Below are 21,223 nucleotides of genomic sequence, written 5' to 3'. Positions count from 1 at the left end.
ACCTCCTCTAGTTGCTTGGTTGTTGTGGGTCAAGGGCTTGTTGCAAAACATCGGCAAACACGTCGTAGGGTTGTGCGCCCACAACCAAGTAGCGTTTGGCAAAAACACTGGCAGGTACGCCGCTCAAGCGCAGTTGCTGCGCCAGCGCAATATCTTCTTCAACAGCTTCATCGTAGAGTGGCTCGGCCAAGCTTGCTGCTAAATTGCTCGCATTAAGCCCAACTGATTCGGCGCAGCTTGCCAGCACTTCGATTTGGCTAATATCTTGGCCTTGCAACCAATAGGCGGCCAATACTGCTTTGGCAAAGGCATTGCCAGCGCCTTGTTGTTCGGCCCATTTGGTCGCCCGATGCGCCCAACGGCTATCGATGCCAAACGGCCCTTGTTGAATATCCACGCCATATTGGGCTTTGGCCATGACCACCATCGCTGGCGTTTTCTCGGCAATAAATTGGCGATATTGCGCGTCTGGTGGCGGCGAGCCAAATGGCCGCAATTCAAAGGCGTGCCATGTCAATTCAATATCGTGAGTTTCTTCCAAGCGTTTTAAGCTGGTTGAAACAAGAAAACAAAAGGGACAAACAAAATCCGACCATACATCAACGCTAACCGACATACTAGCTTTCCTTTCCGCGCAAGAACAGCCGCTAAGCAAGCGTAAACCTCAATTAACTAGCGGCCTTTTCAGTCTACCACGAGCCGCCGATTGTGGTAGACTAACCAAACACATGAGCTATTAAAGGGATTGGGCAATGAAAATTCTCCACCTCGCAGATATTCACATTGGCATGGAAAATTATGGCCGCCTCGATAATGCAACCGGCCTCAACACGCGCTTAATCGATTATCTTGATCGTTTTGCAGAAGCGTTAGAGATTGGCATCGAGCAAGATGTTGATTTGGTGCTGATTGCTGGCGATATTTACAAAAACCGTACGCCCAACCCAACCCATCAACGCGAATTTGCCCGCCGCCTGCGTAGCGTCTTGGATCGTGGGATTCCGGTGTTTATTTTGGTTGGCAACCACGATGTTTCTGCTGCTGCTGGCAAAGCCCACTCGGTGGAAATTTTCGATACGCTGGCGATTGAAGGCGTGACGATTGCCGATCGGCTTGGGATTCATACGATCGAAACTCGCGCTGGCAGCATTCAAATTGTTGCCGTGCCATGGATTAGCCGCCACGCAATTTTAACCAAAGATGATATTCGTGAATTGCCATTTGCCGAACTCGAAGCTGAATTATTACGGCGGGTCGGGGCTTGGCTCGAACAAGTGCCAGAAAAATTACGTGGCGATTTACCTGCGATTTTAACCTTTCATGGCACGGTTTCCAATGCCACCTATGGCGCTGAACGCTCGGTGATGTTGGGCAACGATCTGATTTTACCACCCTCGCTTTTGGCTCAGCCAGGCATTCAATACGTGGCGTTGGGTCATATTCATCGCTATCAAGTGCTCAGCCAAAATCCACCGATGATCTATCCTGGCTCGATTGAACGGATCGATTTTAGCGAAGAAACCGAGCAAAAACAGGTGGTGATTGTTGAAATTGAAAATAATTGGGAAGATGCGACCTTCCAGCCAATTGCGGTGCATCCACGGCCATTTGTCACAATTAAAGTTGATGTGACTGGTAGCAGCGACCCAATGGAGCGCGTAGCCCAAGCAATTAGCAAACGTGATTTAGCAGGCGCTGTCGTGCGCCTGTTGATTAGTGCTGCCGCTGAGCAACGCCCGCAACTTGATGAAGCAGAGCTGCGGCGTTTGCTTGAAGCTGCCGAAACCCATGTGATTGCCAGCATTGCAATTGATGCCAAACGCAGCGAACGCACCCGCTATGCAGCAGTTGCCAGCGAATTGAACGAAGGGCTTACGCCACGCCGCGCATTAGAAATCTACCTTGAGAGCAGCAACATCAGCACTACGCGCCGCGAGCATATGCTCAAAGCCGCCGATGCCCTGATCAAAGCAGAACAGGCAAGCGAACAGGGATAATTTAGAAGGATGAAGGATGAGGGATGAAGTCAGAACAAAGAGCATAGAGCAAAGAACATAATCCTAAGCATCTGAGCCAATCTGTGCAATCTGTGGCTAAAAAATAATCTTGTGCTCTTCGCGTTCTTCGTGGTTTCGTGCGCTTCGTGGATCGTTATTTTAACGCAGAGACGCAGAGGAAGAAAGATGGCTAAGGGCTTTGGGCTATCGGAGATTCCTTGGCAATACCAACAATTGTTCCAAAAGCCAAAAGCCAAAAGCCAATAGCCTCACGCTTCGTGGATCAGCCAAGGGTAGGAACAAAATCTGCTATCCTAACGTTGATCGTGCTATAGCGATTGGCACAACGCCAATTCTAATTAAGGAGTTTTACCGAATGCGTAAGGGAATTTTGCTGCTCGTATTGACCTCCGTTTTAGCAGCATGCGGCACCGCACAAACGACACCAACGGCTGCGCCAACGGCGACAGTCGCTGTAACCCCCACAACCGATAGCGCGAGCTATCCAACCCCTGATCTGACCCAAAACGAAATTGGCCTGATGATGATTGAGAGCGTGTCAGTTACGGTCAAAGAATCGATGCCGCCCCAAGTGATGGTTGAAATTAACGGCATGCTCAACGATGGCTGCACTGCATTCCACGAAGCGAAGCAAGTGGTCGAAGGCAACACGATTAAAATTGAAGTAACGACGATTCGGCCAAAAGATGCCATGTGTACCCAAGAAATCTCACCATTTAGCACTACGATTCAAGTTGATGCTCAGCTCCAACCAGGTGAATATACGATTCTGGTTAACGATGTTGCTGAAGCGCTTAAATTGTAAATTTGCAGCAAGCTTTTGATTTCAGCGGGGAGCTTCGGCTCTCCGTTGATTGTTTAATCTGCTTTACTGAGGCTCGCAAAAGTGGTAGATACGGCGAAGTTGTTGGACGATATTGCGGCTCCATGGCCAGCTGAACCAAACAGGATACAACATACACAAACTCTTTCACGAGAAATTTAGCAGCAAGCCCAATGCTTCGAGGCAGAGTGCAACATCCACTGGCGATTTGGGCTTGCTTGAGCTGTATTCTAGCAACTGGCTATGAAAAAGTTGTGGAGAATTATTGAACATTATCGACAAAATGCTGAATTTGGGGCTTGCCGCGCAGCATTCAAGGTTGTAAGGTAGAGCTTAGGAGCGATGCTGCTCCGCTCGCTAAGGGTTGTTGGTATGATTGTTGATCTTTCCACGCGCTTGGATTGCGCCGCTAGCACCGCGATTGAGCATGTCACGACATCACGCCTTTTGGAATATGTGGCCAAACCATTGGTTACGTTTGTGCCCAAACAACCAAGCCAGCTGCCGACAATTTGGCACGATGGCACGTATTGGGTCGAGTTACGTTTATTTGGCCTAATTCCCTGCGGCAAACAGGCAATCGTAATTTCTCACCCGCAGCAACATCCATTCACCTTGCGCGATAATGGCCATAGTCGCATGATCAAACGCTGGGATCATACAATTGAGGTGGCGGTCGAAGGCACAAGCACCCGCTATCGCGACCATGTGGTGGTTGAGGCTGGCTGGCTAACGCCAATTATCTGGCTTTTCGCCCAAGTTTTTTATCGCCATCGTCAGCGCCGTTGGCGACGCTTGGCGGCCAAACGTTTTCGTTATGAGTAGTATTTTGCTTGACCAAACGAATCCAGTAGTGCAATTGTGTATTCGCGGTGTGCAGGCCGAAATGCACGATCAGATTGCTGCTGCTCAAGCCGCTTATCAACAAGCTTGGCGCATGCGCCAAACTGCCTTGGATGGCTGCATCGCGGCCCATTATTGTGCTCGCCATCAACCCCCAATAACGATGCTCGAATGGAACCGAATTGCGCTTGAACAGGCTCAATTGGTTGACCACGCAGCAATCAGCGACTTTCTGCCATCGCTATATTTGAATTTGGCTTGGTCATATGAACAAACTGAACAGTTGGCCCTCGCGCTGGAGCATTATCGCATGTGCTTGGCTAGCCTCGTTGGCTTGGAAGCTAGCCCCTATTGCACGATGATCAACGAGAGTGCTTTGGCCGCGTTGCAACGCCTAGATCGGTAGTGTCCAATCGTAGCGCACTGCCCCCAAGCGCATCGCGGCGGTAATGCCCGTACAGACCAACACCGCCAGCGCATCAAAATTGAGATAGGTACACAAAAGGTAGCCACACGCGCCGACAAAAGCACAGGTTACATACAATTGGGTGCTGCGCTGAAACACCAAGGGAATTTCATTGCACAAAATATCGCGCAACATGCCACCAACCGAGGCCGTAATGACACCCATCAAGGCGGCAATGAAGGCTGGCATTGAGGCTTCGAGCCCATAGGCCACGCCAACCGCCGTAAACAAGCCCAAGCCAAAGGCATCGGGAATCATAATTGCCTTTTCGGTCAGCGCAACCCAATCGGCTTTCGCCACAAAAAACGAGCCAATCGCCAACCCCAACATCAACATTGGGTAAATTGGCTGTTGCACCCAGTAGAATGGGCGACGATCGAGCAAAATATCTCGCACCGTACCACCGCCAAACGTGGTGACAAACGCCACCGTATACACGCCAATTAAATCGAATGAACGGCGGCGGGCAGTAATAATGCCCGAAATGGCAAAGGCAATCGTGGCACAAATTTCAATAATCGAGAGCAGCGTTTCCACAACATCCTCTGAGTTTTAAGCTAATACAAAACCGCGCCGAAAAATCAGGCGCGGTTCATGTCGCGATTGCCTATTACTATACCACGAAGTTGCAAGTGGTCTATAGCTATTTAGGGCATGGTTGGGCTAGAGGGATAGGCTCCATGGGCCGCCAAATACTCGTCCTGCAACAAGTCCATCACAATGTCGTCGTGCCAGCGACCATTGCGAAAATTGATTTGGCGCAAACGCCCAGCCACTTGGAAGCCAACTTTGCTATACACGCGCTGAGCACGTTGGTTGTAATCGCGCACTGTCAATTGCAAGCGGTGAAAATTAAGCTCAGCAAAAACATAACGCACCACTAAGTGCATCGCCTCCGTGCCATAGCCATGATCCCAAAATGCTCGATCAAGCATAATGCCCAATTCTGCCGAGCGATTTTTCAACTGCGCGCCCCAAACATTGGTGAAGCCAATCAATTGACCAGTTGCTGTTAGTTCAATCGAGAAGCCAACATCGCTGCCACCATCGCGAAACCAATGGTCAAACATCATCACGTTGGTCGGTTCATGGCGCAAACGAATATCACCATCGGTCTGCAAGGCCATAATCTCAGGATCACCCCACCATTGATGAAAGATCGGCAGATCTTCTTGGCCAACAGAGCGCAGGGTCAAGCGACTTGAGCTAAACATGGGGTATACTCCATCGTAATTAAGCAACGCTGATTGTAGCACGTTCTCATATTGACATGAGAGGAGCGATAATGCTCGATTTGACCCAGCTTGATCAACCAGCCATGCTTAGGCTTGCCCACGATCCTGCCACTACTCCCGAGCAATTACAGGCGCTTGCCGCATGGCTTAAGCTCATTCAAGCACCGCATTCAATCGAACCTAGCACAAGCTTGCATTATCTCACGACACTTGCACCACAAGGCCCGCTGGCAATTTTCCTAGAACAGGGCAACGCCTCGCCTGTAGCCGAAGCCTTGGTTACCAACCCCAATATTCCAGCGCTGATTGCCTTGGAATTTGCCGCCGCTGTGCCTGCTGCTTTCTTCGCTAATCCAGCATTGGATTCGTGGCTTTTGGCCAATCCCGATTTGTTTCGCCAAATCGAGCCGCTGCATGTGTTGCAGTTGCTGCGCCACGCCAACATTCCAGCGCCTAGTTTGACCTTGATTCAAACGCTTAGCCACGAAATGAGCCAAACTGTTGGATTGCATGCTGGCTCAAAGCCAACCTTGGCTGCTGATTGGTATGCGCAGTATCAAACCTATCAGCAGCAAGTTTCGTTGCCAACAGCCGAAACAACTATTGTATTGCAAGAATTGCTGAGTTTGAAGGCGATCAGCGAGCCAATGCTAGGCTGGTTGCGCCAATCGAGCCTTGAGCAGCATCAAAGACTTTTTACGCAAAACTCGGCCAGCAGCATGCCAACATTTGAACCACAAACGCTTGATTTCAGCCCAAAATATGCCACGCTGCTTGATGCGCCACTTGCGCAACGCCTGCTGGTTGCGCATTCGAACGATCTCAAGGGGCTTGCAATTTTGGCCGAAGACGATGATCCGAAAATTCGGCTTGTTGTAGCCAAGAATCCAGCAACCCCGCGCACAGTCCACCAACTGTTGGAGCTTGATGATGTGCAGCATGTGCGGGCGGCGTTGGCCAGTAACCCTAGTATTACGCCAAAATTGCTATTGACGCTGGCGCGCGATTACAGCTGGTCGGCAGTGCCAATTCGCTTGGCCGCAGCCCGTAATCCGGTGGCAACTTCCGAAATTCTAGCGCTTTTGGCCCAAGATCAGGCTTCGCTTGTGCGCCAAACCGTGCTTCAGAACCAGCATGTTTCGCCGGAAATCCGCCAACAAGTTCTTCAACGAGCATTAATCGAAGCCTTGTATGCGCTTGATCCGTGGCTGCATATGCTAGCAAGCGCTCATCCTGATACGCCAATTGAGCATCTTGCTAAGGCGGTTAACTCGCCGTGGTGGCTTGGCCGCGCTGCCTTGGCCGAGAATCCTAGCTGTCCAAGGGCTGTGCTCGAGCAACTAGCCAACGATGGCAATTGCTATGTGCGCAAGCTTGCTCAACAGCGACTTCAGCAAGGTTAAATAGCGGCGAGCCACACCCAAATGGAGCATGGCTCGGCGCTACCAGTTTTACTATTGCCAATAGCCAGCCATCAAGTCGCCGCCACGGGTTGGAATCCCGCCGCCACCTGGGACTGCCCCACCTTGGGCATTGTAGACCGTGAAGGTTACTTCTTGGCTGGCTGCCAAGCCACAGACATTGGTATTGCCAGCGCCATCAACATTGCCGCGATTGCCCAAGCCATCAACGGCGACAAACCAACCACTGGTGTTAGCGCCGCGAATGTGGACGGCAAAACAGGTTGGGTCAACCGCGTTTTCTGCATACTTTTGGAAGTACAAGCGTTGTGATTTTGCGGTGGTGGGCACGGCAGTTGGTGGTGCTGGCCGCGTTGGCGTAGCTGGCACAGCAGTTGGCGCAAGTGCTGCTAAACGATCTTCTAGGTCACGCACATCAATATTCGGTGCATCTTGGGCTACTGATAATGCTAGCTTATATACTTCCCGCGCTTTTGCTAGTTGCCCATTTTCTTCAAAATTTTTGCCCTTCTCGCGATAGGCATTGACGAGCGCATCGATCACAGCTAAATCCATTTTTAATGATGCAAATTCTTGTGCCGCATTAATGTGTTTCAAGCTTTGATCAAATTGATCGATTGCCTGATCCCACTCCCCAGCACTGAATGCTTGTTTGCCTGCTTGATAATTGCCAAGCAACTGATCAAGCTGTTTGGCTAAATCGTGATCAGGATCAAAACGAAAGGCTTCAGCAAGATGTTGCTTGCTCATAGCAACCGAATCAGGACTCGTTAGTGTGCTGAGTGCCCAATTAAAATAGGTAGCTGAGCCAATACTCTTAAGGTTAATATAATTTTGATCAAGCTCCCACACCCGATTAAAGGACTGGGCTGCGAGCGGCCAATTTTGCTGCTCATAGGCTTCTTGGCCAACGCTATATTCTAAGCGTTTGGTTTCTTGGGGATCGTTTGGTTCCTCCGCATCAGGTGAGGTCGGCGCTAAAGTTGCTGGTGCTTGGGCTGCAAGCGTTATTGTTGCTTGGGGTTGTCCTAGGCCATTGCTAACGCCTCCATCTGAACCGGGATTTTTTGGGTTTGGATTCGTCGATGTATCGCCAAAAGCATTGCTAATAACCATAAACATGAACATTAATCCAACAAGGCTTGCCCCAATCATTGCCCAACGTTGCTTGGTTTGCCATGGATTTGGCGTTGGTGATGGGGCGATTGGCGGTGTGAAATTTGTTAGTGAATTGGGTGTTGGATTGAAATTGGGCGTGCTGGGTGGCTGATATGGTTGCTGAATTGCTTGGTTTGGTATTGAGCGCTGCCCATGGTTGAAATTGGGTGTGCTGGGTGGCTGATATGGTTGCTGAATTGCTTGGTTTGGAATTGAGTATGGCCCATGATTGACGTTGGGCATGATGGCTGGCTGATTAGGAATACTCTGATTGATTGTTACTGGAATTGAAGCACTTTGATAGACTGTTCTTTCAATTGTGGGTTGATGAACAGCCTGAAGCGCAACTGGTAGCGGCTGGTTGGGAATTGAACGTGCTTGATGATATTTGGATTGTTTGAGTGCTTCAATAAAATCTGCCATGGTTGCAAAGCGTTGGGCTGGTTGGCGCGCTGTTGCTTGCGCAATTACTTCAGCTGTCCGAACCGGTACAAGGGGCGCAAGTTGTGGCAACGCTGGCAAATTGGCCTTAAGAATCTTGCCAATAATGCTTTGAAGCCCAGCATTTTTTTGATAATAGGGATGTTCGCCCGCCAAAGCCTCATAAAGGATTAATCCCAGCGCATAAATATCTGCACGAATATCGGGCGTTTCGCCCTCGAAAATTTCGGGAGCTGTATAAGCAATCGTACCTGCAAATCCTCCAGTTTGGGTTAAGCGAGATTGATTCGTTACGAGCGCAATGCCAAAATCGGCTAATACGGCCTCACCATTGTTGCGAAAGAGAATATTACTTGGCTTAATATCACGGTGAATAATGTTTTTGCCATGGGCATAATCAAGGGCCGAGCCAATTTCTTCACCAACTTTAATCATAAAATCAAGCGTTTGCTGCTGATTGAGGCGATCTCCAAGTGTGCCACCATTAATATATTCCATGGCAATAAATGGAATTTCCTGTTGAGTCGCAACAAGCCACAATTTGCCTGTCTCATAGATTTTAACAATATGCGGATGGTGCAGTTTATTGATTGCTGCTGCTTCACGTTGAAAACGCAGCAAACTATCTTGATCATTGGTTGCATCTGGATTTAATACTTTTAGTGCAATTGGTGGAAATGCAGGATGTTCCGCATAATAGACCTCGGCCATACCGCCTGCGCCAATTTTATGCCGAATGAAATACTCGCCGAATTGTTGGTTGCTAAATTGAGGATGTGCTGAGTTACTCATACTGGCCCCTTACCCGTAACGTTGAATAACTGGAAATCATCACAAGCAAATAGCACTAAAAACAGCGAACGCCGCTTATAAGTGCCCAAGAACCTGTCCGTTTGAACTATAGACTGATTGAATGATTGAAGTATTATCACACTATTTTGCTCACTACGCAAGGTTGATTTTGATTTTGCTAGGGTTCCATAGCACGATATGTTGACGATATTTTCTATTTAGATACATTTTGATGCGAAATTTCGTGCCTTATGAGTACCAAATTTATAATTTATCTAAATTTGAGACTGGCTCATTATTGAAGAACATGGTAAGAAGTGTGATGAAGCTTTGAAACACAAAAATCCCCTAGGCTATCAACATAGCACTAGGGGATTTCGCAAGGTACTTTTGGTCTAGGTAAAAGTGGTATATATGGTTATTGCCAGTAGCCGGTCATCAAGTCGCCGCCACGGGTCGGAATCCCGCCGCCGCCTGGGACTGCTCCACCTTGGGCATTGTAGACCGTGAAGGTTACTTCTTGGCTGGCTGCCAAGCCACAGACGTTGGTATTGCCTGCGCCATCGACGTTGCCGCGATTGCCCAAGCCATCAACCGCGACAAACCAACCACTGGTACCCACGCCGCGAATGTGGACGGCAAAACAGGTTGGGTCAACCGCATTTTCTGCATACTTGCTGAAATACAAGCGTTGCGCAACTGGTGCGGCGGTTGGTGGTGCTGGTCGCGTTGGCGTGGCTGGAACCTCGGTTGGAGCGGTCGCGCGAATCCGGCTATTGGCTGTGGCGACATCCAAATTGCCATCAAGCTCTTGCAACGCAGCCGCTTCACGATAGATCGCATTGGCTCCCTCGAGATTCCCTGCTTCTTCAAGCTGGCGACCACGGCCAAGATAGGCTTCATACAACTGTTTGACGGTTTGCAGCTTGCCCATCAGGTCGCCAAATTCGCCGCTGCCCGCAGTTTGGGCTTCGCGATAGGCGTTGATCGCTGCTTGCCAATCTTGTTGTTCGGCAGCTGTTTGGCCTGTGCGATACAGATTCAGCACCTTGGCCAAATTCGTCCCTGGTTGGTGGTCGGGCTTGAAGCCAAAGGTTTTATTCAAAATCTCAAGCCCACTCGCCACTTTGTCAGGGCCAGTCAATTCGTTAATCGTCCAGTTGTAGTAGGTTGCTGAGCCAATATTGCTCAAATCAAGGTAGGCTGGATCGATTTCGAGCACTTTATCGAAGGCTGCTGCTGCTTTTGGCCAATCTTGTTGGGCATAGGCTTCTTGGCCAACGACATATTCTAGGCGCTTGGCTTCTTGGGGATCGCTGGTTTGCTCAGCAGTTGGCGTTGCAGCAGTGGTTGTGGTCGTTGCAGTTGGTGTACTATCGCCACCAGCAACGCTGACCCCCGAGGTCGCGGTTGCAACGCTTGCAATATTTGGATCGTCTTTGCCCCGGCCAAAGCTCAAAAATGCAATCACGAGCAACGCTAAAAGTGCGCTCCCCAAGGCTACAAGAACTTTTGGTGAACGGAAGAAATCTTTGGCTTTGCCAACAGCCGATGCCTTTGGTGGCATTGCATATGGCGGTGGCGCATCAGCGTAATCTGCTTCAAACGATTGGGCTGCTGGCGCTGCAGCAGGCCGTGCTAGCTCAATCCGTTGGGCATTAATTGGCCGCGCTGGACCTTTCTTCGGCATCGGCTCATTTGATAGCGAAGCCCCACCCATCGCTGGATAGGCCTGATTGCCCGTTTGTGGATACGCTTGGTTACCCGTTTGCGGATAGGCCTGATTACCCGTTTGCGGATACGCCTGATTGCCCGTTTGTGGGTAGGCTTGATTGCCCGTTTGCGGGTAGGCTTGATTGCCCGTTTGTGGGTAGGCTTGATTGCCCGTTTGTGGGTAGGCCTGATTACCCGTTTGCGGGTAGGCTTGATTGCCGGTTGCTGGATACGCCGGATACATAACGGTGCTTTCATTATCGACCGGTTGATTGGTTTGGCTTGGAATCGGTCGATTGGGCACACTATGCGGCGTATACATCATCGTGCTTTGATCATCAAGCGGTACGGTTGGCGCTACTGGTACAGGCTGATTGACCTGCGAGGGCGCTCTTGGAATTTCTTGATCTGGCCTTGTTGTTGGGGCTTGGCGCAATGGTGTTTGAGCCGCAGTTGATTGTTGATTGACCACCGGATTTGGTTGGGCCGGTGTGTAAATTTGGGTTGCATCAACTGGTGGTTGAGCCACTGGCGCAGCTGGTTGTTGATTGACCACCGGATTTGGTTGGGCCGGCGTATAAATTTGGGTTGCATCAACTGGTGGTTGAGCCACTGGCGCAGCTGGTTGTTGATTGACCACCGGATTTGGTTGGGCCGGCGTATAGATTTGGGTTGCATCAACGGGCGCAACTGATTGTTGATTGACCACTGGATTGGCCGCTGGAGGCGTATAAATCATGGTGCCTTCGCCTGCATCGGGCAACGCCGAGGCTGCTGCTGAGGCTGCTACTCCAGCACCAAAGGCTTGGTTTTGATTGTTGCCTGCCTGTGGATTGCGTTGTGGTGGGCGATTTGGCGTACCAGGTCGATTGGCAATTGGAATCATCGGGCGACCGCTGGCGTTCAATTGTTGCGCTGGGCGATCACTGACCCGATTGAATTTAGCCTGCTTCAACGCTTCAACAAAATCTGACATTGTTGCAAAACGGCGAATTGGATCTTTGGCAGTTGCTTGGGCCAAGATTTCAGCAGTTAATGGTGGCACATGCGGAGCTACATCTTGCAATGGTGGCAGTGGCGTTGTCAGAATTTTGCTCATGGCGATTTGCGCATTGGTGCTGATATTGGCGTAGGGATTATGCCCAGCCAACGATTCATACAAAATCAAGCCAAGTGCATAAATATCCGAGCGCATATCGGCAGTTTCGCCCTCGAAGATTTCCGGGGCAGTGTATGCTACCGTGCCAGCAAAGCCACCAGCTTTGGTCATGCGCGCTTCATTATTGGCCAAGGCAATCCCAAAGTCGGCGAGCACGGCATGGCCATTGCTGCGAAACAGAATATTGCTTGGTTTAATATCGCGGTGAATAAAGCCTTTGCCGTGAGCGTAGTCGAGTGCCGAGCCAATTTGCTCGCCCATTTCGAGAGTCAGATTGAGCGGCTGTTGCGGCTGCTGGCGCAACCGATCGGTCAATGTACCACCAGCAATATATTCCATCGCAATATAATGGATGGGCTGGTAGGGATTTTGGGCTTGGGCAATATCGCTGGCTTCGTAGAGCTGCACAATATGCGGATGATGCAACGTGCGATTGGCGCGCGCTTCGCGCATAAAACGCTGAAGCGTATCGTTGTCGTGAGCAAAATAGGGTGGTAATACTTTGAAGGCAACCTGACCATAGGCTTGGTGCTGCGCGCGATAGACTTGCGCCATCCCACCACGGCCAATCTCTTCTTGCAATGTATACTCACCCAGTTGGGTATGTTCAAACGATTTCATTGCTGTAATCCTACAACGTCAACTGCGGAGTATCCCGCTTCTAGTATCAAGTGCCAAAAATTGCAGGCTGGGTTGTTGCCCCATTATCACATCATTCGGCAACATTGACAAGCACGAAATTGAAGATTTAAAAAATTCATTAATTAAGCGCTTGAGCGCTTGCTATTGCGCTAAATTTAATCAGCTTGGCTCCAAAGGGGTTGCTAGCTATGTGGATACGCTCTGCAAACGATCGTTGATTAGCAGGTTTCGTGCCGCTACAATTAAATAGTGAATGTAATTATGTGTTAGGTTTACTGAATTTACTGTGCTCTAAAGCCTAAAATCCTACTTGCAAGCGGCGTAGAGTGCGGTATGCTAAGGCAACCACCAGAGGTTCCCACCTACATTTTTAAGGACAATCCATGAACCCGAATATTCGTTTGCTGTCGCTGGCTTGTGAACGGCTCGGTTTGACGTATGAACATTTACACTCGACCGAAAATATCCTGCGGATCGTTGGCCCTACCCGTAATTGGCTGTTTGTTAATTGGAAAGCTCCGCTCAACGACAACACGCTGAGCGAAATTTGCCGCGATAAAGATTATTTTTATACCCTGACGCACGCTGCAATTAAGCAACCGCAAACCGAATCCTATTTCCACCCGCTTGGCCCAGAGCGCTTTGCCAAATATCGCGCCTTTGCTAGCTTTGAGGCAATCGCCGATGATGTATTGGCCAAATTCGCCTTGCCCGTGATGATTAAACGCAATCGTGGCTCTGGTGGCCTGAATGTGTTTCGCTGCCACGACCGCGAAGGCATTATCAAGGCCTTGGGCAAAATTTTCGATGGCGCAAGCAAAGATTTTGATTATATTGCCTTGGCTCAGAGCACAATTGAGATTGCCCACGAATATCGGGCCGTCTTTTTAGATGGTCAATTAATCTTACTCTACGAAAAAAATATCGACCAAGCGTTGTTTGAAGGCAATCTTAGCCCGTTGCACTGGAATGGTGGCAAGGCGGTGGTGATTGACGATCAGGCATTACACACTACGATTAGCAATTTTGCCGCTTCATTATTTGATGTACTGCCTTTACGTTGGACGGGCTTGGATATTGCCCAAGATCGTAATGGTGAATGGTGGTTGATTGAGGCCAATGCCTCGCCGGGCTTCGAATATATTGCCCGCGATGCTGGCGATGATGTGATCGTTGCAGTGTATTGCAAAGTCTTAGCAACATTAGGCATTACCAGCCCCAAGCTAGTAGGAGCAGAAGCATGAGCGCCCAACGCGACCAATGGATTGCCCAAATTGAGCAATTACCAGCCCAATTAACTGAACTTGTTCGTCCACTCAGCCCAAGCCAATTGACCACAGCATTTTTAGCCAATGAATGGAGCGTGGCCCAAAATATTCATCATCTGGCCGATTCGCATCTGAATAGCTATATTCGCTGCAAATTGATCGCCACCGAGCAAAACCCAACTCTCAAACCATACGATCAAGAGCTATGGGCCAATTTTGGTGATGCGCAGCAGGCTGATGTTGAAATTTCGTTGCAATTGTTGCGTTCGTTGCATGCCCGTTGGGTGCAGTTTTGGCGCGAATTGCCTGAGGATGCTTGGGAACGAACTGGCTTTCACCCAGAAAATGGCCCAGTCAGTTTGCTTAATGTGGTTGAAACCTATGCCGACCATGGCCTTGGCCATATCGACCAAATTCAACGCACTTTAGCTGCCGAGCCACAATAATGAGCACGCTGCAAGCAGTGTTGTTTGATGTTGATGGCGTGTTGTGTGTGCCAAGCTTGCGTTTTGCCGCCTATTTGGAGCGCGAGCATGGCATAACCAGCGCTCATACCCGTGAGTTTTTTCATGGCGTGTTTTTGGAGTGTATTGATGGCAAGGCCGATCTGTGCGATGCTTTGCCTGCCTACCTTGCCCAATGGCCTTGGCCGCATGATCTCGATAGCTTTTTAGCCCGCTGGTTTGGCGAAGAAAGCCTGATCGATGCTCGCGTGTTGAATGCCATGCAACAGCTGCGTGATCGTGGAATAAAGTGCTATTTGGCGACCAACCAAGAGCAGCATCGCAGCAACTATCTTTGGCACGATTTGGGCATGTGGCGTTGGTGCGATGGCCTTTTAGCGTCATGAAGCCTTGGCGTGCGCAAACCAGAGCCTGGCTATTTTGCGCTGGCAACGCAACAATTGGGGTTAGCGCCCGCGAGCATCGCCTTTTGGGATGATACGCAAGCTAATGTTGTTGCTGCCCAAACCCATGGCTGGCAAGCACAACATTATCGCGATTACAGCGATTTAGCTGCTTGGCTCAACGCCAATTCAATTAACTAAGTACCTGAACATAACCGAGACTGCTTGATCAATGCTGATTAATCAGGCTCGGTTTTTTTTGTGCCAAAAAAATAATCTTCTCGGGGCTTGTATTTTTACAATCGAACTATCAGCATAGTATCATTGACATCGTGCTTGATCATTTGCTAGTATCTGCATGCATTAATGCAGAGAACGAAGACGACAAACCAGCCTCCACTATTCTCTCCATCGTCACCAAATTTTTTAATAGTCCTACGAATTATTTCTAGCAGTGATACTTTCTCCCATCCAACTATTACTTTTTCTGACACTCTATCTATATATGAATGGCAGGATTGTATGTTGAATTTATTACGCAAAATAGGTTGGGTAACGATCGTGAGCCTCTTGCTGGTTGCTAGCTTAAATCCGCAGCCCAGCTCAGCCAATGCCTTTGAGCAAGCTGCTTTCAAGTCTATTTGGCAGCGTACCGATGGTTTAGTCCAACAAGGTTTGGTTGGGCGCACGTGGCTTTGGGGGCCAGAAGCAGCAATGAACCATTACGAAGCCTATGCAGAAAGCCCAAATGGCGCACGCTTAGTTCAATATTTCGATAAAAGTCGCATGGAAATAAGCAACCCCGATGCGTCCTATGATCAATGGTTCGTTACCAACGGCTTAATTGTCAAAGAAATGGTTAGTAGCAAGCTGCAAATTGGTGATGATACATTTCTCGACTATCAACCAGCAATCATTCCCGTAGCAGGCGATTTGAATAGCACAAATACACCACCAACCTATCGGCCCCCAACCTATGCTGGCTTTGGGCTTTGCGAGCCGCAGCTTGTTACTGGTAAACCGGCAACGAAGCAACTTGGCCAGCCAGTTACTGCCTTGTGGCAACAAGATTGTGGTGGTGGCACTGATTCAAGCAAAGCCACCCAATATCCCGAAACTGCGATTGCAGCCTACGACGATGTAACTGGAACGAATATTCCAGCAGTTTTTTGGGACTATCTGCACCAAGCGGGGCCAATCGTTGACCAAACGGGCGCGCAGGTTAACGCCAAACCATTATTTGATTGGTTGTATGTTTTGGGCCATCCCATTACCGAAAGTTATTGGGCACGAATTATGGTTGCTGGGGTTGAGCGCGATGTGCTGGTGCAGTTGTATGAGCGGCGAGTCTTGACCTACACTCCAGCTAATCCGCTTGGTTGGCAAGTTGAAATGGGCAATGTTGGCAACCACTATTATCAATGGCGTTACATGATGTTGCCATCAACAACGCCAGTTGATTGCAATGGGCTGGAAACGATTTATCCTGAATCAAATCAAGCAACAAGTATCAAAAATCAAGCCTTAGTGGCAATTTCCCAAAAGCTTGAACAAAAATTCAGTAGCTTTGAACAGGTTTGGTCAATCGAGCGCAGTGGTGCTTGGATTAGCCTTCAAGCCCAAGTAGCAGGAGTTGAGCCAGCGATCATTATTTTAAATCAGGCCACAGCTTCAAGTATGCAGGTTCAAGCAGTTTGGAGCGGGCAGGCAAGTGAAGCCCAAATCATTCGCAATTATTTGCTGGAAGAAGCGCCAAAAACACCACCAGCATTAATTAATTGTCTCGCACCATATGGCTTTGTTAATCCAACTCTAGGCGACTAATTGAGGAGTATTTCATGCGTTTACGTCTTGTATTACTAGCGATCAGCGTGATCGGTATCATCGGTTTTGTGGTTGTGCAACGCAATGCTAAAGCCCAAACAATGCTCGAAACAAGCTTTCAAGAACCAGTGATTAATTGTTTTGCCAATCTTGAACCAATGGTCGATGATCAAACCAGCTCAGAAGTGACCGACTCTGGTTGCGAGATTATTCCAGCCGTAGATGCAATCTCTGGAGAGAAGCAAGCAATAGGTCATTGCGTTATCACTATCGAGCCAATCGATAAAAGCAAGGCTGGTCAAAGCTCGAAGGTGAATGCGGCTCGTTGTTTTGCTACGTTTCAGCAAGCCATTGAGCATGCAACTGATGGTTTGGTGCAGCTTTCAGCGGATAGTTCGCCAGAGTTGCTCGACCAAGCAATGCTTGAATCTGCCGTTGCTGCCAAGACCACAATTATTGGCATTCAATGGGCCAATCCGCAATATTCAATTGCTGAGGGTGGGCTGAGCCAAATTTGGACGACAACCCAAACTGCTGGTTGCGATGGCTATAGTTATGGGTTTGCCACCGTTGAATATGGCTGGACCAAACAGATTAGTTCGGCCAAAGCGTTTAGCAATTGTCGCGATTTTGAGCATTATGAACATGCTAATTGGACAGGATTACGCATCGATTGCACCCAAGTATGTCCAGGCATGGGCGCGATGAATGATCAAACATCGTCATGGCGTTTGGATAATGTGCTGCCCTAGTTCAAGCAAGCCTAGCCTGATTAACCAAAAGCGCGATCAATACTTGATCGCGCTTTTTTTATTTCGATGCCATCAGTTAATCAATCGAGTTGTTCGCTCCAACCGCGTTCTTGCAAATCTTCGCGCAGGCGTTCGGTCAGCCGTTCGGCATCGGCTCGCCACGTATGGGTGGCTGGCGCTAGCTTCAAAAATTGATCAAAATCGGCAATTGCTCGTGCTGCCGATTGCAAGCCATGAAAACTATGCAAAATGCCGCGTTGCAAATATGGCTCGGCCCACTTAGGATCTTGCTTAATTAAATCGCTGAAATCGCGGACTGCGCCTGCATAATCATCAAGCTCGCGCCCGCGAATCACCGCGCGGCGCAAAACTGGCATACTCCACCACGGCGCATAGCTTTGGGCGCGGGTATAGGCATTAAAGGCCCAGCGATAGATTTGCTTGGAAAGCGTGCGATTGCCCCAATAGGTGCAACTTTGGCCCCAAGCAAACCACAGTTTGGCAGTCAACGGTATTTTTGCTTCGCTCATGCATGCTCCTTGCGGGCAATCGTCCTGACCCACGGCGGGTTATCGGGCAAATCGGCATCAACCACCCATTGATCAAGCACGGTTAATCCAACTCCAGCCAAGGCTTTGGTCACCAATTCAGGTTGATGAAAGGCAAACAATCGGCCATCTGCATGCCATTGTTCGCCGTCGCCAACTTTGAGGCTTAGGTAGCAAACCCCATTCGGCTGCAAAACCCGCGCAATCTCGCTTAAGGCCAGCGAAAATTCGAGGTGGGGCAGGTGGAGCAGCGAGGCTTGCGCCCAAACCCCTTGCACACTAGCCGCCGCAATTGGCAAACTGCGCGAATCGCCAGCAATCAATGGCACTTCTGCTTGCTTAGCGAGTTGTAACATCGCCCAGGTTGGGTCAAGCGCAAGCACGTGGTAGCCTGCTTCGCGTAATAAACGGGCATCGCGGCCCGTCCCACAGCCAACTTCGAGAATTTTGGCTGGTGCTGCAAGCTGTTGCTTAAATCGATCAAGTGATTCTAAAACCCAAGGGCCTACTGCGCCACGGCGCTGCTGATAATCCTCGGCCATTATTTCGTAGGTGGCCACGGTTTGATTAACCTTGCGATCGGTTGGCTTATGCAGGATGGCGTAGAAATTACCAGGTGCGCTGGTCATCTCGCGCCGTTCGTGGTAGCGATAGCCCCAACGCTCGTACATGGCTTGGTTTTCGGGCGAAACTTCGAGCGCACCCAACGAGATGCTTTGATAGCCTTGGGCGCTGGCCCATTGTTCGACTGTTTGAACCAAAAGCTTGCCATAGCCGCGGCCTTGGGCTTCGGGGGTTACGCTCAAACGCCAAAGGTGCAAATCGGTGTCGGTTGGGTTGAACGTGCCAACTCGTACCGCCGCCACAAGCTGATCTGCCTCTTCGACAACCAAAACTTGCCAATTGGGATGTTTGGCCTGCGATGCCGTCAGACTCTCGACCGTTTCCGTGTAGACATAGGCATAGAGTTCGCTTTTGGCGCGCTGAGCAGCATAGGCGGCATACGTTACCTCAATGACCGCCGGATAATCTGCTTGACTGGCCAAACGAACTTGGACTGGTTGACGTTCCATTGTGCTCCGACCTTAACAGCAAAATGCTCTACGTTGTACTATACACCAGAAGTTTAATCAGCTGCTTTGCCAACTGCCAACACAACTTTAAGGTGGCTTTCGCCATAGGCTGCGGGGTAATCCAACGGCGAGGCGGGATAATTGGCTTCAATCACGCCATGCCAACGCCCTTGCTGCATGCCGCGCTCAACGTGGCCGCGAAATTGCCGCCGCGACAAGCCAACGTGGTTGCAGCAGGCGATTAAGTGACCATTGGCTGGCAATAATTGCACCGCCAACGCTACCAATTCGGCGTAATGTTCTTCGGCACGCCAACGCTTGCCCCGATTGCGCGCAAACGAAGGCGGGTCAAGAATCATCAGATCAAATTGGCGGCCTTGGCGCACCCAACGGCTGAGCCAATCGAACACATCGCCAAACACAAACTGGCGATCTTCAACCGCCAAATCGTTCAATTGATAATTGATTTTGCCCCAATCCAACGAGCGGCGCGAAAGATCGAGATTGGTGACGATCGACTCTGGTGCATCGGCCACCGCCGCCACGCCAAAGCCACAGGTATAGGCAAAGGTGTTGAGCACCCGCAATTGACTGTTGGCAAGCAAATTGCGCACCCGTTGGCGTGTCTCGCGCATATCTGCATACAGCCCAACGCTCAGGCCATCGCTTGGCCGTAATTCATAGCGCAAGCCAGCTTCTTGAACTACGACCTGCTCGCTTGGCTGGCCCCAAACTGGAGTGGTTGGCGCTAGCTCAGCCATCGCCGCCTCATCAACGTTGGCAGCAGTACGTGGGCGATATTTGGCATAGATTGCCTGCGGCTGCCATTGCGCAACCAAGGCATTGATTAAGCTCTGGGGCACTTGGCGCACCTGCTCGTTGTAGCACGAAGCAATCAACACCTGATCAAGTTTATCAATCGTCCAATCTTTCAACCATGGATGGGTCACGCCATCGCTGGGGCCGTGAAATATGCGAAAAATCGTGGTTGCAGGGTCGGCTAGCAATGGGGCGCGCCGTTCAGCAGCCAATTCAATTAAGCCATTGAGCGCTGCTGGCTCGTTGCTCTGCTGTAATTCGGGCAAGCCTTGGGCAACTCGTCCAAACATGGCTGGTACTGGGGCTTGAATATGCAGTGCTTCTTGGCTAATTGGGTGGGTGAAACGCAAGGCGCTAGCGTGTAGCATCAGTCGTGGGGCAGCTCGCGCCACATCATACAGGGGGTCGCCAACAATGGGATGGCCCAAGGCTGCGCAATGTACCCGCAGTTGATGAGTGCGGCCAGTTTTGGGTTGCAATTCGAGCAAACTAAACCGCCGATCAGGGCTGCTTGCCTGAACGCGATAATGAGTGATTGCTGTTTGTCCACGCCGATCATGCTCAGGGGCAATCTGCATCATGCCATCGCCAGCAGGCGCAATTGCCGCATCGATCACACCTTGGGCTTGGTTGGGCACGCCATAGACCACAGCTTGATAGGTTTTTTCAATCGTGTGTTCAGCAAAAGCTAGGGCCAAATTAGCATTGGCGGCGGGATCAATCGCGAACAGCATCACGCCAGAGGTATCGCGATCAAGCCGTTGATGAATTGCCAAATATTCAAGCTGTAATTGAGCGCGTAATGCCCGTTCAACATCAGTTAAGGCCAAATCGCCTTGGGGCGCGTGGGTTGCCACGCCAGTTGGTTTATTAATCACCACGATCTGCTCGTCGCGGTAGAGAATTTCTAATTGCATTGGTTTGCTTCCTTCAGTTAATTGCTGCTTAGTGTACCGTATAACCGAAGGATGAAGGATGAGGGATGAAGTCAGAAGTCAAAAATCAGAGTCAAAAGCGAAAGGATGAGGGATGAAGGTCAAAAATCCAAAGCCAATAGTCCAAAGCCAATAGCCTCAAGCCTATAGACACAGCATCCTTCGCGTTCTTCGCGGTTTCGACGCAAGGGAGAGGGGGCTAGGGGCTGGGGATCAGTTCCTTGTTCAATCCCCAGCGTCTTTACTAATTCCACCTATTCTTCCGAGAGCCAATAGCTGTACTGGTACATTGGATTGGCAACCATCCCTCACCCCCCACCTTTCAAGGGTAGGTAGTTCGGGGAGGAAACGACAAACGGCAGAGAATTCGCGTATACTGGACGTGTCAGCACCCATGTCTACGAGGAATTCTATGCCGTTCCATGCTAGTTTAGCCGATTGGGAAG

At 50.0% G+C, this 21,223-nt stretch carries 19 protein-coding genes; 11 read left to right on the top strand and 8 right to left on the bottom strand.

Features of this window, described 5'->3' with window-relative positions; all coding sequences use genetic code 11:
• Positions 1-7 precede the first annotated feature (7 nt).
• Positions 8-616, bottom strand: a complete 609-nt coding sequence (locus C5S61_RS08200) for a DsbA family oxidoreductase (protein WP_110514582.1) — start codon at positions 614-616, stop codon at positions 8-10.
• A 136-nt stretch (positions 617-752) separates the two neighbouring features.
• Between C5S61_RS08200 and C5S61_RS08195 the strand changes: the two genes are divergently transcribed.
• The 4 genes from C5S61_RS08195 (at position 753) to C5S61_RS08180 (ending at position 4,090) form a co-directional block, all read left to right on the top strand.
• On the top strand, positions 753-1,997 hold the full coding sequence (locus C5S61_RS08195; RefSeq protein WP_110514581.1) for a metallophosphoesterase family protein: 1,245 nt from the start codon (positions 753-755) through the stop codon (positions 1,995-1,997).
• A 376-nt stretch (positions 1,998-2,373) separates the two neighbouring features.
• Positions 2,374-2,823 carry a hypothetical protein gene (locus tag C5S61_RS08190; RefSeq protein WP_110514580.1) on the top strand — a complete coding sequence of 150 codons (450 nt, stop codon included), beginning with the start codon at positions 2,374-2,376 and terminating at the stop codon, positions 2,821-2,823.
• A 390-nt stretch (positions 2,824-3,213) separates the two neighbouring features.
• On the top strand, positions 3,214-3,666 hold the full coding sequence (locus tag C5S61_RS08185; protein ID WP_110514579.1) for an Rv1443c family protein: 453 nt from the start codon (positions 3,214-3,216) through the stop codon (positions 3,664-3,666).
• A complete protein-coding gene (locus C5S61_RS08180; RefSeq protein WP_110514578.1) occupies positions 3,659-4,090 on the top strand; it encodes a hypothetical protein in 432 nt (143 codons plus the stop codon). Before C5S61_RS08185 ends, C5S61_RS08180 begins: the two co-directional genes overlap by 8 nt.
• Here the strand turns inward: C5S61_RS08180 and C5S61_RS08175 are convergent.
• The gene (locus C5S61_RS08175; protein WP_110514577.1) at positions 4,079-4,687 is read right to left on the bottom strand and encodes a trimeric intracellular cation channel family protein; all 609 of its coding nucleotides are present in this window, start codon (positions 4,685-4,687) and stop codon (positions 4,079-4,081) included. The genes C5S61_RS08180 and C5S61_RS08175 overlap by 12 nt on opposite strands.
• A 110-nt stretch (positions 4,688-4,797) precedes the next feature.
• Positions 4,798-5,364 (bottom strand): GNAT family N-acetyltransferase, encoded by a 567-nt coding sequence (locus C5S61_RS08170; RefSeq protein ID WP_110514576.1) that lies wholly within the window; start codon positions 5,362-5,364, stop codon positions 4,798-4,800.
• Between the two features lie 71 nt (positions 5,365-5,435).
• On the opposite strand from C5S61_RS08170, the gene C5S61_RS08165 reads away from it, so the two are divergent.
• Positions 5,436-6,788 carry a hypothetical protein gene (locus tag C5S61_RS08165; RefSeq protein ID WP_110514575.1) on the top strand — a complete coding sequence of 451 codons (1,353 nt, stop codon included), beginning with the start codon at positions 5,436-5,438 and terminating at the stop codon, positions 6,786-6,788.
• A 51-nt stretch (positions 6,789-6,839) separates the two neighbouring features.
• Here C5S61_RS08165 and C5S61_RS08160 read toward each other — a convergent pair whose 3' ends face one another.
• Together C5S61_RS08160 and C5S61_RS08155 are read right to left on the bottom strand one after the other, a co-directional pair.
• Positions 6,840-9,197, bottom strand: coding sequence for a serine/threonine protein kinase (locus C5S61_RS08160; RefSeq protein ID WP_110514574.1), 2,358 nt, complete (start codon positions 9,195-9,197; stop codon positions 6,840-6,842).
• Between the two features lie 418 nt (positions 9,198-9,615).
• Positions 9,616-12,690 (bottom strand): serine/threonine protein kinase, encoded by a 3,075-nt coding sequence (locus C5S61_RS08155; protein WP_110514573.1) that lies wholly within the window; start codon positions 12,688-12,690, stop codon positions 9,616-9,618.
• A gap of 404 nt (positions 12,691-13,094) precedes the next feature.
• On the opposite strand from C5S61_RS08155, the gene C5S61_RS08150 reads away from it, so the two are divergent.
• The 6 genes from C5S61_RS08150 (at position 13,095) to C5S61_RS08125 (ending at position 17,402) form a co-directional block, all read left to right on the top strand.
• Entirely contained in the window at positions 13,095-13,955 is an 861-nt protein-coding gene (locus tag C5S61_RS08150; RefSeq protein ID WP_110514572.1) for an ATP-grasp domain-containing protein, read from the top strand.
• Positions 13,952-14,425, top strand: coding sequence for a DinB family protein (locus C5S61_RS08145; protein WP_110514571.1), 474 nt, complete (start codon positions 13,952-13,954; stop codon positions 14,423-14,425). The genes C5S61_RS08150 and C5S61_RS08145 overlap by 4 nt, the downstream gene beginning before the upstream one ends.
• The gene (locus C5S61_RS08140) at positions 14,425-14,829 is read left to right on the top strand and encodes an HAD family hydrolase (protein WP_110514570.1); all 405 of its coding nucleotides are present in this window, start codon (positions 14,425-14,427) and stop codon (positions 14,827-14,829) included. The genes C5S61_RS08145 and C5S61_RS08140 overlap by 1 nt, the downstream gene beginning before the upstream one ends.
• A gap of 9 nt (positions 14,830-14,838) precedes the next feature.
• The gene (locus tag C5S61_RS08135; protein WP_110514569.1) at positions 14,839-15,027 is read left to right on the top strand and encodes an HAD-IA family hydrolase; all 189 of its coding nucleotides are present in this window, start codon (positions 14,839-14,841) and stop codon (positions 15,025-15,027) included.
• Between the two features lie 321 nt (positions 15,028-15,348).
• Positions 15,349-16,650, top strand: a complete 1,302-nt coding sequence (locus tag C5S61_RS08130) for a hypothetical protein (protein WP_110514568.1) — start codon at positions 15,349-15,351, stop codon at positions 16,648-16,650.
• Positions 16,651-16,664: 14 nt separating this feature from the next.
• On the top strand, positions 16,665-17,402 hold the full coding sequence (locus C5S61_RS08125; protein ID WP_110514567.1) for a hypothetical protein: 738 nt from the start codon (positions 16,665-16,667) through the stop codon (positions 17,400-17,402).
• A gap of 80 nt (positions 17,403-17,482) precedes the next feature.
• Here the strand turns inward: C5S61_RS08125 and C5S61_RS08120 are convergent, their stop codons facing one another.
• The 3 genes from C5S61_RS08120 to C5S61_RS08110 are packed head-to-tail and all read right to left on the bottom strand — an operon-like array spanning position 17,483 to position 20,801.
• A complete protein-coding gene (locus tag C5S61_RS08120; RefSeq protein WP_110514566.1) occupies positions 17,483-17,932 on the bottom strand; it encodes a tetratricopeptide repeat protein in 450 nt (149 codons plus the stop codon).
• Entirely contained in the window at positions 17,929-19,023 is a 1,095-nt protein-coding gene (locus C5S61_RS08115; protein ID WP_110514565.1) for a bifunctional GNAT family N-acetyltransferase/class I SAM-dependent methyltransferase, read from the bottom strand. The genes C5S61_RS08120 and C5S61_RS08115 overlap by 4 nt, the downstream gene beginning before the upstream one ends.
• A 53-nt stretch (positions 19,024-19,076) precedes the next feature.
• A complete protein-coding gene (locus tag C5S61_RS08110) occupies positions 19,077-20,801 on the bottom strand; it encodes an RluA/RlmK domain-containing protein (RefSeq protein WP_276309101.1) in 1,725 nt (574 codons plus the stop codon).
• Positions 20,802-21,223: the final 422 nt, after the last annotated feature.

The sequence above is a fragment of the Herpetosiphon llansteffanensis genome (assembly GCF_003205875.1).
Classification (GTDB): Bacteria; Chloroflexota; Chloroflexia; order Chloroflexales; family Herpetosiphonaceae; genus Herpetosiphon; species Herpetosiphon llansteffanensis.
This window is presented reverse-complemented; position numbering and strand designations above follow the sequence as displayed.

Coding starts and splice junctions, on each gene's coding strand:
- C5S61_RS08200 (WP_110514582.1), bottom strand. CDS start 616: ATGTCGGTTAGCGTTGATGTATGGTCGGATTTTGTTTGTCCCTTTTGT.
- C5S61_RS08190 (WP_110514580.1), top strand. CDS start 2,374: ATGCGTAAGGGAATTTTGCTGCTCGTATTGACCTCCGTTTTAGCAGCA.
- C5S61_RS08165 (WP_110514575.1), top strand. CDS start 5,436: ATGCTCGATTTGACCCAGCTTGATCAACCAGCCATGCTTAGGCTTGCC.
- C5S61_RS08120 (WP_110514566.1), bottom strand. CDS start 17,932: ATGAGCGAAGCAAAAATACCGTTGACTGCCAAACTGTGGTTTGCTTGG.
- C5S61_RS08140 (WP_110514570.1), top strand. CDS start 14,425: ATGAGCACGCTGCAAGCAGTGTTGTTTGATGTTGATGGCGTGTTGTGT.
- C5S61_RS08150 (WP_110514572.1), top strand. CDS start 13,095: ATGAACCCGAATATTCGTTTGCTGTCGCTGGCTTGTGAACGGCTCGGT.
- C5S61_RS08155 (WP_110514573.1), bottom strand. CDS start 12,690: ATGAAATCGTTTGAACATACCCAACTGGGTGAGTATACATTGCAAGAA.
- C5S61_RS08115 (WP_110514565.1), bottom strand. CDS start 19,023: ATGGAACGTCAACCAGTCCAAGTTCGTTTGGCCAGTCAAGCAGATTAT.
- C5S61_RS08145 (WP_110514571.1), top strand. CDS start 13,952: ATGAGCGCCCAACGCGACCAATGGATTGCCCAAATTGAGCAATTACCA.
- C5S61_RS08130 (WP_110514568.1), top strand. CDS start 15,349: ATGTTGAATTTATTACGCAAAATAGGTTGGGTAACGATCGTGAGCCTC.
- C5S61_RS08180 (WP_110514578.1), top strand. CDS start 3,659: ATGAGTAGTATTTTGCTTGACCAAACGAATCCAGTAGTGCAATTGTGT.
- C5S61_RS08170 (WP_110514576.1), bottom strand. CDS start 5,364: ATGTTTAGCTCAAGTCGCTTGACCCTGCGCTCTGTTGGCCAAGAAGAT.
- C5S61_RS08185 (WP_110514579.1), top strand. CDS start 3,214: ATGATTGTTGATCTTTCCACGCGCTTGGATTGCGCCGCTAGCACCGCG.
- C5S61_RS08195 (WP_110514581.1), top strand. CDS start 753: ATGAAAATTCTCCACCTCGCAGATATTCACATTGGCATGGAAAATTAT.
- C5S61_RS08125 (WP_110514567.1), top strand. CDS start 16,665: ATGCGTTTACGTCTTGTATTACTAGCGATCAGCGTGATCGGTATCATC.
- C5S61_RS08160 (WP_110514574.1), bottom strand. CDS start 9,197: ATGAGTAACTCAGCACATCCTCAATTTAGCAACCAACAATTCGGCGAG.